This is a genomic window from Microcoleus sp. POL10_C6 (assembly GCF_036701585.1).
GTDB lineage: Bacteria > Cyanobacteriota > Cyanobacteriia > Cyanobacteriales > Microcoleaceae > Microcoleus.
This window is the reverse complement of sequence record NZ_JAUBRB010000069.1, coordinates 17,010-29,843: the sequence shown is the minus strand read 5'-3', so window position 1 is coordinate 29,843 and position 12,834 is coordinate 17,010. Positions and strand designations below refer to the sequence as shown.

Below are 12,834 nucleotides of genomic sequence, written 5' to 3'. Positions count from 1 at the left end.
TTGCACTTTACCCTCGCTCTCGCGAGCGCATAACCCAGGCTACGTCAAGTGCCATCGATATATTCAGCAAGCCCTACTTATCGTTTCCGTTGGCATCGGAATCATAATTTTCTGAGGTCGCAAGTGCGATCGACGCGCGCGGAGCCAAGATATCTCCACAAGGAGTCGATCGATCGAATGTCTAGTTTGCAGCGATCGCACTTGCGACCTCAGAAACCTGGTTTCTACGTATATTTATCGTTACTCAACGTAAAAATTCGGAGAAACCAGGTTTCTCGCCTCCCATGCGTCGAGGGAAGCAACCCGGTTTTGGGTTCACGGGGGGAGCGTCGTGATTGATTTTAAATCGGCAGTGCAGGAGTTGAACCTGCCTGGGGCGAATTATGAGTTCGCTGCCTAAACCGCTCGGCCAACTGCCGTTAAATCGATTTGTTCGACCTAACTGAAAATGAATTATAACATAATTTCTCAGTCCGTGCTAGAACTAGAGAACAAAAATCAAAATCTTTAGATCTGCTGAGTCCCGATCGCCTGTTAGCCAATGTTAGGCAAGCCGATCGACCGGGCAAAGCAGTTTCTAGGACTCGGCATAAACTTATAGGCAATGGCAGTGAATTCGACGGTAGTTCTGACTCTAATTCTGCTCGCTCTCATGTTTGGAGCAGGCGTGACGAGTTCTGTTTGGGGATTTACTATAGGTCGCGAAGCCTTGCAAGGAACGACTCAACCCGATGTTCGTCCCAGCAACAATGCTGGCAGCGGCAAGCCTGGAAAGACGGCTAGTAAAGACCAAGTGAGCATTTTGAAAGAAAAAGACATTCTCACAACCGTCAAAGCACGGGTAGAAGGTCGCGATCCCGAAAAAACGGCCGGGGCAAATACTAAAACAGAGAAGGCAAGCTCTAAACCAGCCGCGGCCAAAAAATCGGCTGCACAAAATGCTAGCGCCAAGTTTCCCCTGAACAGTCGCGACGGAGGAATAACCCTGGAAGTGAGCGCGGCCAGTCAGCGCAACAATTCCATGCTGCTAGACGTGAGCATGAAAAATGAAGGCTCGCAAGCTGTGAGGTTTCTCTACAGTTTCTTGAACGTCACTGACGATCGTGGCCGGGCCCTGAGCGCGACTGCCGAGGATTTGCCGTCGGAACTGCCCCCCAACGGGCAGGTGTTTTACGGTACGGTGAGTATTCCCACAGCTTTGCTGGAAAATGCTAAGGAAGTTTCGCTGACGCTGACAGATTATCCAGGTCAAAAACTTCAGTTGCAAATATCTGGCATTCCAGTGGCGAAGTAAAACAAAAGGAGCAAAACCTCGAAAGGGATTCTCACGTTTGATCGAGAAAGTTTTTTTAGGGAGCATTGTGTCACTTTTAGGGGCGAGAGTGCAGGAGATATCTGATTTACCCGCGATGAGTTGGACAGAGGTGCTGTCGCGGTTGCTGTCAGTGCTGTTGCTGATTGCGATCAATGCTTTTTTTGTGGCGGCTGAGTTTTCGATGGTGACGGTACGCCGATCGCGCATCAATCAGTTAGTGGATGCTGGCGACGTTGCAGCTTTAACTGTGCAATCTTTGCAGCAAAGTATCGAGCGATTGCTCTCAACAATGCAGTTGGGAATCACTCTTTCTAGTTTAGCTATCGGCTGGATTGGGGAAAGTACGATCGCCGTGCTAGTCCGAATGTCGATCGGCTATTTGCCACTGCCAATTTACATCAAGTCGGCGATCGCCCATTCTTTTAGCATATCAATAGTAACTTTTTTGTTGCTAGCTTACGTGCAAATCGTACTGGGCGAACTTTTTCCCAAATCTGTAGCGTTGCTGCATTCCGAACAACTAGCCAGAAGTTTAGGGCCTCCGAGTTTATTGATTGCCCGTGTGTTCAAGCCCTTTGTGTCGTTTCTCAATCAATCTACTCGATCGCTTTTGCGGTTTGCGGGCATCGAATACGATCTAAGGCATCGCCCGGTTACTCCCGAAGAACTGCAATTAATTATAGCTACTTCCAGCGAATCCAGCGGCTTGGAAGCAGAAAAGCGAGAATTGCTCAACAACGTGTTTGAATTTGGCGAAGTTTGGGTAGAAGAAGTAATGGTGCCGAGGCCTAGCATTGTCGCACTTCCCAAGACAGCAACCTTTCAAACTTTGCTCGACGAAATGGCTATTTCTCACCATTCCCGCTATCCCGTGACGGGAGATTCTTTAGACGACATTATTGGGATTATTGGCTTCAAACAACTTGCAAAACCCCTAGCTGAAGGTTTGCTATCTCCAGACACGCCAATTTTACCTTGGATGGGTTCGGTGAGGTTTGTGCCAGAGATGATGCTGCTGGGGGAACTGCTGCCTTTGATGCAAAGTTCGTCGGAAGAAATTGCGATCGTAGTTGATGAATTTGGCGGCATTTCCGGGTTAGTGACATTGCGGGATTTGATAGCCGAAATTATCGGCCGCAGCTACGAGTCACCCGACAGCAAAGAAATTGCTTTGCAAGTATTGGACGACCGCACTTATTTAGTTCAAGCGCAGTTAAATTTAGATGATGTGAATCAAATATTGAATGTGGATCTGCCAGTAACTGACGAATATCAGACAATCGGAGGTTTTCTGAGTTATCAGTTGCAAAGAATGCCGGCAGTGGGGGAAGTTTGGCGCGGAGAAAATGTGGAACTTACGGTTGTTTCTGTGTGCGGGCCGCGGTTGGATCAAATTCAAATTCACTTGTTGTCAGAGGCGGCGGGCGATCGAGCTTTAGGTGAAGTTGCAGCAGCGGATGAGGAAGTTGTGGGGAAAGGGCGAAAGAATAGCGGGGTGAGTAGTGTGGCAAAATTTTCTCATTAAGATTTGGATGAAAAGGGCGCTCAAAATAGCGCAACTTTTTCTCCCAAATCTGAGTTAGCAACCCCGTTTATTCTTGAGTTTTTTAGAGAGGGACGAGAGTGTATGGAGGATCGCTTTCAACCGCCGAGTCGGAATACTGTTTAAGCGTAAGACACCGGATCTTTCAATTCCAATTCCTCAAAAGCCGCCAGCCTCAGCCGACAAGAATCGCAAACGCCGCAGGCATTTTCCCCGCCTGCATAGCAAGACCAAGTTTGCTCCCAAGGTACTCCTAATTTGTTGCCTAATTGAATAATTTCTGTTTTTTTAAGTTCGATCAAAGGTGTTACAATTTTAATAAAATTTCCTTCTCTACCCTGCTTGGTTCCTAACCGAAATACTTCCTGCATGGCTTGGATGTAATCGAGGCGACAGTCGGGATATCCAGAATAATCTAAAGCGTTGACACCGATGTAAATTCGATCGGCTTCTAGAGTTTCTGCGTAGGCGAGGGCAAAGCTGAGAAAGATTGTATTTCTAGCTGGAACGTAGGTAATTGGGATGTTTTGAGACATTTCTGCAAGATTACGATCGATCGGCAATTCCATCTCATTATCCGTCAAAGCCGAACCGCCCCAAAGCGTTAGGTCAAAGTTTACCACCTGATGTGCCTTAACACCGGCCGAAAGTGCGATCGCCCTTGCTGATTCCAACTCCCGCCGATGTCTTTGCTTGTAGTCAAAGGAAATAGCGTAACACTCGCAGCCGTCGGCTTTGGCTTGATACAAAACTGTTGAGGAATCCAGCCCTCCCGACAATAAAATAACTGCTTTCACTTAAAACATCCTCACTCGAATTAGCTTTTATATTTATATCAAAATAGTGGGGAATTGACAATATACCAATGCTAAATGCTTTTTAAAACCTACATATTACACCATTGTCAAGAACGGGCTCTCCGGCCCGTTCCACAAAACTAAATTAACTCGTTCCCCGGCTCTGCCTAGTAACGAGTAGAAAGAAAATTCATCTTTTGTGGAACAGGCATCTTGCCTGTTCTTGATATTCGTACAAAATGTCAGATTTCTGTTGCTAACAAGTCGTCTAGTTCGCGGTAATCGGGCAAAGTTGTATCAATTTTAATACCCTGCCGCAAAACTGTGCGATCGCCCTGCGCTCTAGATAACAATTCGCTGAAATTCCGCGCCTTAAACAAAATTAAATCAGCAGGTAAACCCACTGCAATTCGTCCTAAATTTGGCAATCCCATTAAATCGGCTGGAGTCTTTGTCACTGCACAGGGCCAGTCTCCATAAGGCCTATCTAAATGAGCGATACGGACTGCCATATTAAAAACTTCTAAAGCATCGTGATCGCCAAATCCGTAAAACGGATCGCGACAATTGTCGCTAGCAACTGCAACGGGAATTCCGGCTGCTTTGAGTTCGTGCAGCAGTGTCACTCCCCGCCAGCGCGGTGTATGCTGAGATTCTCTGTCTTGCAGGTAAAGGTTGCACATCGGCAAGCTGACAATGCCAATATTTGCTTCCTTGACTAATTCCAGAGTTTCTGTTACTAAATCTGACGGTTGTCGGGCTAAACTACAGCAGTGTCCGCAGATTATTTGACCCCCAAATTCATGGCGGATGGCGGTTTTTGCGACTTCCCGCAGTGTTGTTGATTCTGGATCGTCGTTTTCGTCGGTGTGGAAGTCGAGGTTTAAATTTCGTTCTTTGGCTAAGGCAAAAACTCGATCGAGTTGTTTGTCTAAGTCGGGATTCATATAGGCGACGCCACCGAGTATACCGCCGATTTCGGCTATGCGATCGGCTAGTTTTTCGCCTGCGGGTGTCAGGTAATAGTCGAGGGAAACCAAAGAAGCTGGTTGTAAGATCATCCGATCGCCCCATTCGGCTTGCAGCGCTTCCAATACTCCCAAACTAACAGTTCCCTGTTCGCCCGCGCTGTCGATGTGAGTGCGGATAGCCTTGGTTCCGTGGGCGTAGCTGCACTTTAGTCCGAACTCCATTCGCCGGTAAACATCGTCTGCATTCCAGTTTTTTTGAGCGTCAGCGCCTACCGCTTCGATCGCGCTGGCAAAAGTTCCATCGGGATTGGGCGATCGTTCCCAAATGTGACCTTTGTCTAAATGGGTGTGCATATCCACAAAACAAGGCCAAACTAAGCCGCCCTGCAAATCTATAACTGGGATATCTCCAGAGGAGGATACAGGTTTTGTACCTGCTGGAGTAATGTGGGTGATCGTCCCTGCTGCAATTTCCAAATCCACCAAACAAAAATTGTTCTCACTCCCCGTTGTCGCCACAGTAGAAGCTGAGGGCGCGATCGATTTCATCTCTAGAAGAGACGCGGGCACGCGAGCATTTTTGAGCAAATAATTAGATGTACTTGGCAACATTAATTTTGTGAGTTAGTATTTTCCTAAGAATTTAGCGCAACAGCAAAAACGCTACCGACAATCATTGTCTGTTGATCGTCAGTTTTCTTATCGGTAACAAATGCTACCTTCTCAGTCTAACCATTTAGACATAAAATTGTACAGCGCCGATCGATCGGGGGTCGAGCGCCAACAAGCCGAGCATCTACAAACACTGATTTGCCAATAAACCTAGTTTTCGATCTGCTTGCATGGGTGTACTCTACCAGCTCAGCTAATGGTAATAAATTGTGGTCGTTCCACTGCCCTTAGCAACTGTACAAATCGTGAAACTGAACCATGCAAAAATTTACAAATTGCCCAGTTTGCAGCTCCCAAAAAATCAGCTTCCTGTACACAGCGGGGACAGCACGCCACCCTAAAGAGGCTCCTAAATGGTCAGTTTACGGATGCGAAGATTGTGGCTTAGTATTCGTAAATCCCCGCCCGACATGGGATGAACTGAGCGATTATTACCCCGAGGGCTGGCAGTGCTACAATACTTACGTACCAGACGAAGAAGACGTAGTAAAAGAAGCCAAAAAACTCAATGAATACCGACACATTCCTATCCCTGTAGGCAAGCGGCTGTTAGACGTAGGATGCGGGGGAGGTTCCATTATCCAAGTCTTCAAAAAACTCGGAGTTGAGGTGGCAGGAATTGAGCCTAGCTCCTCAGCAGCAGCAGCAGCCAGGGAATGCGGTATCGATGTTTTCACTGGCACTGTAGAAGAATACGTTGCAGAAAAAGGTACTGACGAAAAGTTTGATGTCATACTCTGTTCACACGTTTTGGGAGCAACGCCTTTGCCTGCAGAAACACTCGACTGCATGAGGCAATTGCTGGCTCCAAACGGTTACATTTGGGTGGCTGTACCGAACGCAGACAGCCCATACGCGCGGCAACTGGGCTGGCGCTGGCACAGCACCGATTATCCTTACAATCTGATCGGTTACACTCCAAAAACCTTGGCTCTAGCCGGCGAAAAGGCAGGTTTGGCAATTCAGCGAAATTACACATACTCTTTGCCGGATAGCCTTCGTTACTCTATCTGTTTGTGGCTGCGCTATCGGTGGTTTGTACCGCACAAAGTTACCCGCTTCTTCCTTTCTGAAGAACGTGTTGATCGCATGGCGAAGGAATTGGACTCGCGCGGCGAAGGTGAGGGAATTATAATGGAATTCTGTCACCCTCAAAGCCTGGATTAAGACGTTTTTACCAAAAGTATTTGATTTGAGATTTGAGATTTGAGATTGAGTGCACGTCGGCGGCTCAGAATCTCAAATCTTTTTTTCTCGCACATATCTTAAAACTTCAAAGTTGGCGTTTGGCAGTTGTGCTGGCTTTGGTGTTGGCTATACTGGGAAAGATTGAACTCTGGACTTATATCAAATCCGACGAAAACCTCCTGTTATCGTGAAACCCAAGCTGAGAAAAGGTTGTGTGTGGGTAGCGCGATTGTTTCAACCCTGGAGGTGTGTACTGTTGGTATCATAAATCACTGCTTCAAATTGCAATTTCACTTTCAACTAACAGCAGCATCCATAGTAAGAGCCAAAAACAACTGTGTCAAAACCCAAGCATATAGTTTTAACATCCCATCCCGACAGATCCGGCACAAAACCTCATCCCATCCACTGGGGAGAAATCGATCCGCTGAAACGGGGGCCTGTGATTGGCAGCCTTACCAAATCGTCTCACCGGAATGCGATCGGCACTCATTCGGGTTCCTACTCTGTTTATCGCGCGCTAGCAGTTGCTTCCGGCGCACTCCAAGCAGATCACCGCCCCGATTTTACCAACACCTCTCCGGCCGCACACATCGGGCCGCACGCGAGTTGGGGCGATCGCAATTTGATTGTTTCTCTCGATCCCTTTGGGGGTTTGGTCAGCGAAGTTTATACTTCATTTATCCAGCAGGGATATGATATTCGACCGACAATTGCTGTCACTAAAGCTCACATTAATATGCCGGAATTGCAAGATGCCATCGCTAAGGGGCGAGTGCAAATTGATGGCAAAATAGTCAAAGCAGGTGGCAATTTAGCAGTAACTAAAGTTGCGATCGATCCGGTGTGGTATTTGCCGGGAATTGCTCGGCGGATTGGGGCTCAAGAAAGCGTTCTCCGCCGTGTCCTGTTCGAGCAAACAGGGGGAATGTTCTCGGATTTAGTGACCCGGCCAGACTTACACGTTTTCTTGCCACCAATTGGCGGAACTACGGTTTATATTATTGGCGATGTCGCGAATATTTCTGACCCGGATAAGCAGTTGGCGGTACGGGTACACGACGAATGCAACGGTTCTGATGTCTTCAGTTCCGATATCTGCACTTGTCGCCCTTATTTGGTACACGGGATGGAAATTTGCATCCAAACGGCACAATCAGGCGGTTCTGGGGTAATTGTTTACTTCCGTAAGGAAGGGAGAGCTTTGGGGGAAGTGACTAAGTTTTTGGTGTACAATGCCAGAAAACGGCAGGAAGGCGGCGATCGCGCTAATGCCTATTTTACACGCACTGAATGTGTGGCGGGAGTTCAAGATATGCGGTTTCAAGAACTAATGCCAGACGTGCTGCACTGGTTGGGGATCTCTCGAATAGACAGTTTAGTTTCGATGAGCGATATGAAATACAATGCGATTATCAATTCTGGCATTCAGGTGGTCGATCGCATCCCTATTCCTGAAGATTGGATTCCCGCAGATGCACAAGTCGAAATCGTCGCCAAAAAAGCCGCCGGCTACTACACGCCTGACCCTGTGCCAGATGCTACAATTCTTGCAGAAGCGATCGGACGCGATTTAGGAGATTAAGAGGGCAAAGACGCGACCGATGGGACGCGAACAATCGCGTCTTTGCTAAATGAAATTTATTGCTGGTTTTTGATCAGTCAGGGTAGGTTATGGCTAATTTGCGTTCTAGTGTGATCGTAAAAACAGATATTTGTGGATATACCGCCAGAGTCAAAAAATTATCTCAGTCGGACTTAAGTAGTTTGTTAAACGAGCATAAAACTTTTGTTTCAGATATTAGCGCCAGAAATGAAGGCAGCGTGATCAAAGGGGAAGGTGATTCATTTTGGATAATTTTTCCCAGCGTCACAGCAGCGGCGGTAGCAGCCATAGAAATGCAGCAAGAATTGAGAGCGCAACAATCTAGCAAGGCGAACGACGAACGATTGGCTATTCGCGTGTCTATTACATTAGGAGATGTCTTGCATCAAGATAAAGATATCTTTGGCGATACGGTGAATTTAACAGCGCGCATAGAATCCGTAACTCCGCCGGATGAAATATATTTGTCCCAAGCAGCCTGGCTGGCGCTCAACAAAGCAGAAGTGCAAACGTCTTTTGTCAACGAGTTTTCTTTGAAAGGGATGAGCGAACCTGAAAAAGTATACAAAGTTGACCAAAGTTACAAAACGCGAATCATCAAGAATCAAGCAATAATTAAAGCAGATTTGAGAGGTTTTATTGCTTATCAAGAATCTAATTCTATCAAAGATGTGGAATATTTGCTCACCAACTTTGATACTTTTGAAAAAACAATTTGTGAAGAATACGGTGGCACAATTCGCAGTATTGTTGGGGATTCGCATTTGTTGACTTTCCCGGAAGCTCACTCAGCCTTAGCGGCAATGGAAAGTCTGTGCGAGAATTGGAAACTTTTTATTGACGCCAATCAAATACCTTGTGGCTTGTCCGTGGGAGTTGCGAAAGGAAATCTATATATATTTAGGTCTTGCACTTACGGAAAAGATATTCACATAGCCGACAGGCTGGAAGATTTAAGTAAAATACTATCTCCGGGGAAAGAAAAAAACTCGGTGATAGTTTCCGATCAAATAAAACGCGAAGTCAGTGGGTCGAAGTGGGAATATAAGCTGATCAAAATCGATAAAAATGCGATTTTAGATAATCTTTTAGATTACAGTCAGTTTGACTTTTTTCAAGAAAACGATGTTTACCGCTGTTTGGTTGTATGAAGTTGCACAATATTGAACTTGAGATTGTAGAATATCTGAGAACGCCGGCTGCTATTCGCCAAAAGTGCGATCGGCTTTTTGATTTAGCCAGCCAAGACAAACTTCGCTACTTCCGCGTCGATTTATCCCAACTCGACAAAGCAGCAAATTATGTAATTGAGACAACGCGCCAACACTATCCCGATTTTAACATTCCCTTTCACAGTCGCTGGCGACATTTTGAAGCTGGCAACTTGTCGCGACTCCCCGAATTAGATGCAGCTTTAGCAGAATTTGCACCGGTTGAAAAAGCTAAGATAAAATTTGATTTAGCAATTGTCAGCGTTTTGCTCGATGCCGGTGCTGGTGCAGATTGGCAGTATTGTGAACCAGAAACCGGGCAGGTTTACCGCCGTTCTGAAGGGTTAGCAATAGCCAGCTTGCGGATGTTTTGTCAAGGTGTTTTTTCCAGCAATCCCGATTTTCCTTGGCAAGCTGATTATCGGGGGCTTTCTCAATTAAAACTAGAAACCTTAGCTGCTGGATTTCAGGTAAGTCGAGACAATCCGCTAGTTGGTTTAACAGGCAGATTAGAATTACTGCAGCGTTTGGGAAATGCGATTTGCCAGCATCCATTATTATTTGGCAGCGAAAACCCGCGTCCAGGCAATTTGGCAACATACTTGCTCAACAGTGGGGTTTCGAGAGGCAAAACTGTGAATGCTTCTGAAGTATTGAGCGCTGTTTTGACAGGTTTTGGGGAAATTTGGCCGGGAAGATATGCAATTGGTGGCGTTAATTTAGGCGATGTTTGGCGGCATCCGGCTTTAACAGGAGAAAATCTGGGAGATGAATTCGTGCCGTTTCACAAACTGTCGCAGTGGTTGACTTATTCGCTGTTGGAACCGCTGCAAGAACTTGGTTTAGAAGTCGCGGGATTGGATGAGTTAACGGGATTACCGGAGTACCGCAACGGCGGTTTATGTTTGGATATCGGGCTGCTGCGGGCAAAAGATTCGGCTATTTTTGAGCAGAGTTACTTGCCTGGTTCGGAAGTTATAGTAGAATGGCGATCGCTGACTGTGAATCTTTTAGATAAAATTGCCGCAGCTATTCGAGAAAAGCTGCATTTGAATGAGACAGAATTGCCGCTGGTGAAGATTTTGCAAGGAGGAACTTGGGCGGCGGGGCGGAAAATTGCGGGGGAATTGAGGGCTGGTGGAGTGCCGCCAATTCAGATTGAAAGTGACGGGACGGTCTTTTAAAGGGAAGAAGGAAGTTCGGCAACGGATTCTGTAACGGATGTAACGGATGTCAGGAAGAAGGAAGTTCGGCAACGGATTATGTAACGGATGTAACGGATGTAACGGATGTCAGGAAGAGGGAAGAGGGAAGAGGGAAGAGGGAAGTTCGGCAACGGATTTTATAACGGATGTAACGGATGTAACTCATATGTTGCACCATTCTCAATTAGCTTTTTATGAACAGGCAAGATGCCTGTTCCACACAATATAAATTTTCTTGTGGAACAGGCATCTTGCCTGTTCTCGATAATGGTGCAAGATATCAGGCGTAACGGATGTCAAGAAGAGGGAAGAAGCAAGAGGGAAGAAGCAAGAAGGAAGAGGGAAAATTATTCCCTCTTCCAACTTAAAATTCAAAATTTAAACCTGAAAACAATACCTCACACTACACTCCCAACAAGCTGCTTAGCGACAAGTGCGATATTTGACGTGATAAACTAAACCGCGATGAGCCAAATCGAAGGAGTCAACGGTGGCCATGCCGGCACCGCGGGCTGTCATTGCAGCATTTACTCTCATATTTACACTGTCACCACAGCGAGACCAAACATTAGCTAAAGTGGCTAAGCTATCTCGAACATTGTAGTTAGTTTCGCCGCTGAGATTCCGATTAAAAATGGGGCCGCGGGTTCCAGCGAAAAAGTATTCTGCTCGCAGGTTGCCTGTGGTTTTAGGAGCCACGTAGCCGCGATAATCAGCATCGTAGATAGAAATTTGGAAGCCTTGGGGTACTTTGATGGGAATGCTCAGATTGCAGCTTTTTCGGCTTTCTGCTGAGACATTTCCCAGGGCTGCAAACTTGTCAAATAGGATGGTCAGTTCTTGACCGTCTGGGCTGACGCTGACGCTGGCGGAGCGATCTGGGCAACCGCTACCGCCGTAGCTTGCACCTAAAATTTGAACGGCAGGATTAGCCAAGGCGGGGCTGATAGAAGCAGTGATTAATGCCGTAGCTAGCAATAGTTTTACAAACTTCATGGATGTTCTCCTTACTTCATAAGTAAAGTTGTGTGTTAGGAGCACCCTAAAAAATTGGAACTGAATTTAGGTAATGTTTTTTAGACGGGGATATAACCGCTTTCATGTGGAAAGATGAAAAGCCATTACAGCCAAGCTTATGACCTTATGTGAAGTTCCTTATCAGGTTTTTTCAATTAGTGAATTAATCGAAAAAATAGGTTTTCTGCTGATACTTTCTATGATTCATGTCTGCTCCTAAAAGTTCCGGAAGATTTCGGTGCGAAACTCCGGATCTGTGTTAACAGGCTTAGACGGCTCGCGAGAAAGCGAGCGAGACCAGTCGGGAGGCTTTTGTCCCCGGATGTGCGTTCCCAGGCAGAGGGCCGGAAGGAGAGGAAACGAGAGAATGACATATTTGTGTATTTTCAAACCTCGCATATTTAGTGTCGCGCTGCGCGGAAAAAAGGCAAGTGTAGAAGCGAATTTTATTCGCGCGGTATTCCTGTTTTCAATACAGGTTTGATATAAGTAGTCCTGGATGCAGGGGTCACAGAAACCGATTTTTTTTTCGTCAAGAAGGCGTTGATGGCTGATAAGTTAGAATAAAGCTAATTAATTATTCAAAAAAATGAGTCCTAAAGTTACTGTCATTGACCATCCTTTGATACAGCACAAGTTAACTCTGATGCGGCAAACTCAAACGAGCACGGCCAAATTTCGCCAATTGCTGAAAGAGATTGGACTGCTGCTAGCCTATGAAGTGACGCGAGATTTGCCGCTAAAATACGAACTCATAGAAACGCCGATCGCCAAAATGAATGCACCGGTGCTGGCGGCAGAAAAGAAAATTGTAATTATTTCGATTATGCGCGCTGGTCAGGGACTGTTAGATAGTATTTTAGAGCTGATTCCGTCTGCGAGGGTAGGACATATTGGTTTGTACCGCGATCCGACAACTCGGATGGTGATTGAATATTATTTCAAAGTTCCCCAGGATATCGAACAGCGAGATGTTTTAATTGTCGATCCGATGCTGGCTACTGGTAATTCAGCAGTGGCGGCAGTGGATAGGCTGAAAGAAGTTAATCCGAAGTCTATTAAATTTTTGTGCTTACTGGCAGCGCCGGAGGGAGTGGGGCACTTTCACGAACAACACCCTGACGTGCAGATTTATACGGCTGCTGTTGACGAGTGTTTGGACGAGCACGGCTATATTGTACCCGGACTGGGAGATGCGGGCGATCGACTTTACGGCACTATGTGAATTCAACAAAATGATTTTGGGCTGTATATGTCAATACATTCATTTAAAAATAATTTTACTAACATAACTATTGGTTTGATAGTG

The 12,834-nt window shown here is 46.2% G+C and carries 10 protein-coding genes and 1 tRNA gene; 7 read left to right on the top strand and 4 right to left on the bottom strand.

Going from position 1 to position 12,834, the window contains the following annotated elements:
• Positions 1 to 346: 346 nt before the first annotated feature.
• Positions 347 to 419, bottom strand: a tRNA-Ile gene (locus QUA34_RS26340).
• A gap of 185 nt (positions 420 to 604) precedes the next feature.
• Between QUA34_RS26340 and QUA34_RS26335 the strand changes: the two genes are divergently transcribed.
• Both QUA34_RS26335 and QUA34_RS26330 read left to right on the top strand, forming a co-directional pair.
• Positions 605 to 1,294: a hypothetical protein gene (locus QUA34_RS26335; protein WP_333390042.1), complete on the top strand. Its 690-nt coding sequence runs from the start codon at positions 605 to 607 to the stop codon at positions 1,292 to 1,294.
• Between the two features lie 115 nt (positions 1,295 to 1,409).
• On the top strand, positions 1,410 to 2,840 hold the full coding sequence (locus QUA34_RS26330) for a hemolysin family protein (protein ID WP_333329205.1): 1,431 nt from the start codon (positions 1,410 to 1,412) through the stop codon (positions 2,838 to 2,840).
• A gap of 140 nt (positions 2,841 to 2,980) precedes the next feature.
• Here QUA34_RS26330 and queC read toward each other — a convergent pair whose 3' ends face one another.
• Together queC and QUA34_RS26320 are read right to left on the bottom strand one after the other, a co-directional pair.
• Positions 2,981 to 3,655, bottom strand: a complete 675-nt coding sequence (queC, locus tag QUA34_RS26325) for a 7-cyano-7-deazaguanine synthase QueC (RefSeq protein WP_333329131.1) — start codon at positions 3,653 to 3,655, stop codon at positions 2,981 to 2,983.
• Between the two features lie 242 nt (positions 3,656 to 3,897).
• Positions 3,898 to 5,238, bottom strand: a complete 1,341-nt coding sequence (locus QUA34_RS26320) for a cytosine deaminase (RefSeq protein ID WP_333390040.1) — start codon at positions 5,236 to 5,238, stop codon at positions 3,898 to 3,900.
• 318 nt (positions 5,239 to 5,556) lie between these two features.
• On the opposite strand from QUA34_RS26320, the gene QUA34_RS26315 reads away from it, so the two are divergent.
• The 4 genes from QUA34_RS26315 to QUA34_RS26300 all read left to right on the top strand — a co-directional run bounded on the left by QUA34_RS26315 (position 5,557) and on the right by QUA34_RS26300 (position 10,487).
• Positions 5,557 to 6,465: a class I SAM-dependent methyltransferase gene (locus QUA34_RS26315; protein ID WP_333390039.1), complete on the top strand. Its 909-nt coding sequence runs from the start codon at positions 5,557 to 5,559 to the stop codon at positions 6,463 to 6,465.
• Positions 6,466 to 6,823: 358 nt separating this feature from the next.
• Positions 6,824 to 8,071, top strand: a complete 1,248-nt coding sequence (locus QUA34_RS26310; protein ID WP_333390037.1) for a GTP cyclohydrolase II — start codon at positions 6,824 to 6,826, stop codon at positions 8,069 to 8,071.
• A gap of 89 nt (positions 8,072 to 8,160) precedes the next feature.
• Positions 8,161 to 9,243, top strand: a complete 1,083-nt coding sequence (locus QUA34_RS26305) for an adenylate/guanylate cyclase domain-containing protein (protein ID WP_333390035.1) — start codon at positions 8,161 to 8,163, stop codon at positions 9,241 to 9,243.
• Positions 9,240 to 10,487, top strand: coding sequence for a URC4/urg3 family protein (locus QUA34_RS26300; protein WP_333390033.1), 1,248 nt, complete (start codon positions 9,240 to 9,242; stop codon positions 10,485 to 10,487). Before QUA34_RS26305 ends, QUA34_RS26300 begins: the two co-directional genes overlap by 4 nt.
• Before the next feature lie 444 nt (positions 10,488 to 10,931).
• Here QUA34_RS26300 and QUA34_RS26295 read toward each other — a convergent pair whose 3' ends face one another.
• Positions 10,932 to 11,504, bottom strand: a complete 573-nt coding sequence (locus QUA34_RS26295; RefSeq protein ID WP_333390031.1) for a DUF4360 domain-containing protein — start codon at positions 11,502 to 11,504, stop codon at positions 10,932 to 10,934.
• A gap of 610 nt (positions 11,505 to 12,114) precedes the next feature.
• Here QUA34_RS26295 and upp point away from each other — a divergent pair.
• A complete protein-coding gene (gene upp / locus QUA34_RS26290) occupies positions 12,115 to 12,750 on the top strand; it encodes a uracil phosphoribosyltransferase (RefSeq protein ID WP_333329110.1) in 636 nt (211 codons plus the stop codon).
• Positions 12,751 to 12,834 lie beyond the last annotated feature (84 nt).

Excerpts from the sequence above, each read along its gene's own strand:
- QUA34_RS26335 (WP_333390042.1), top strand. The coding sequence starts at position 605 with ATGGCAGTGAATTCGACGGTAGTTCTGACTCTAATTCTGCTCGCTCTC.
- QUA34_RS26330 (WP_333329205.1), top strand. The coding sequence starts at position 1,410 with ATGAGTTGGACAGAGGTGCTGTCGCGGTTGCTGTCAGTGCTGTTGCTG.
- QUA34_RS26320 (WP_333390040.1), bottom strand. The coding sequence starts at position 5,238 with ATGTTGCCAAGTACATCTAATTATTTGCTCAAAAATGCTCGCGTGCCC.
- QUA34_RS26315 (WP_333390039.1), top strand. The coding sequence starts at position 5,557 with ATGCAAAAATTTACAAATTGCCCAGTTTGCAGCTCCCAAAAAATCAGC.
- QUA34_RS26305 (WP_333390035.1), top strand. The coding sequence starts at position 8,161 with ATGGCTAATTTGCGTTCTAGTGTGATCGTAAAAACAGATATTTGTGGA.
- QUA34_RS26300 (WP_333390033.1), top strand. The coding sequence starts at position 9,240 with ATGAAGTTGCACAATATTGAACTTGAGATTGTAGAATATCTGAGAACG.
- QUA34_RS26295 (WP_333390031.1), bottom strand. The coding sequence starts at position 11,504 with ATGAAGTTTGTAAAACTATTGCTAGCTACGGCATTAATCACTGCTTCT.
- upp (WP_333329110.1), top strand. The coding sequence starts at position 12,115 with ATGAGTCCTAAAGTTACTGTCATTGACCATCCTTTGATACAGCACAAG.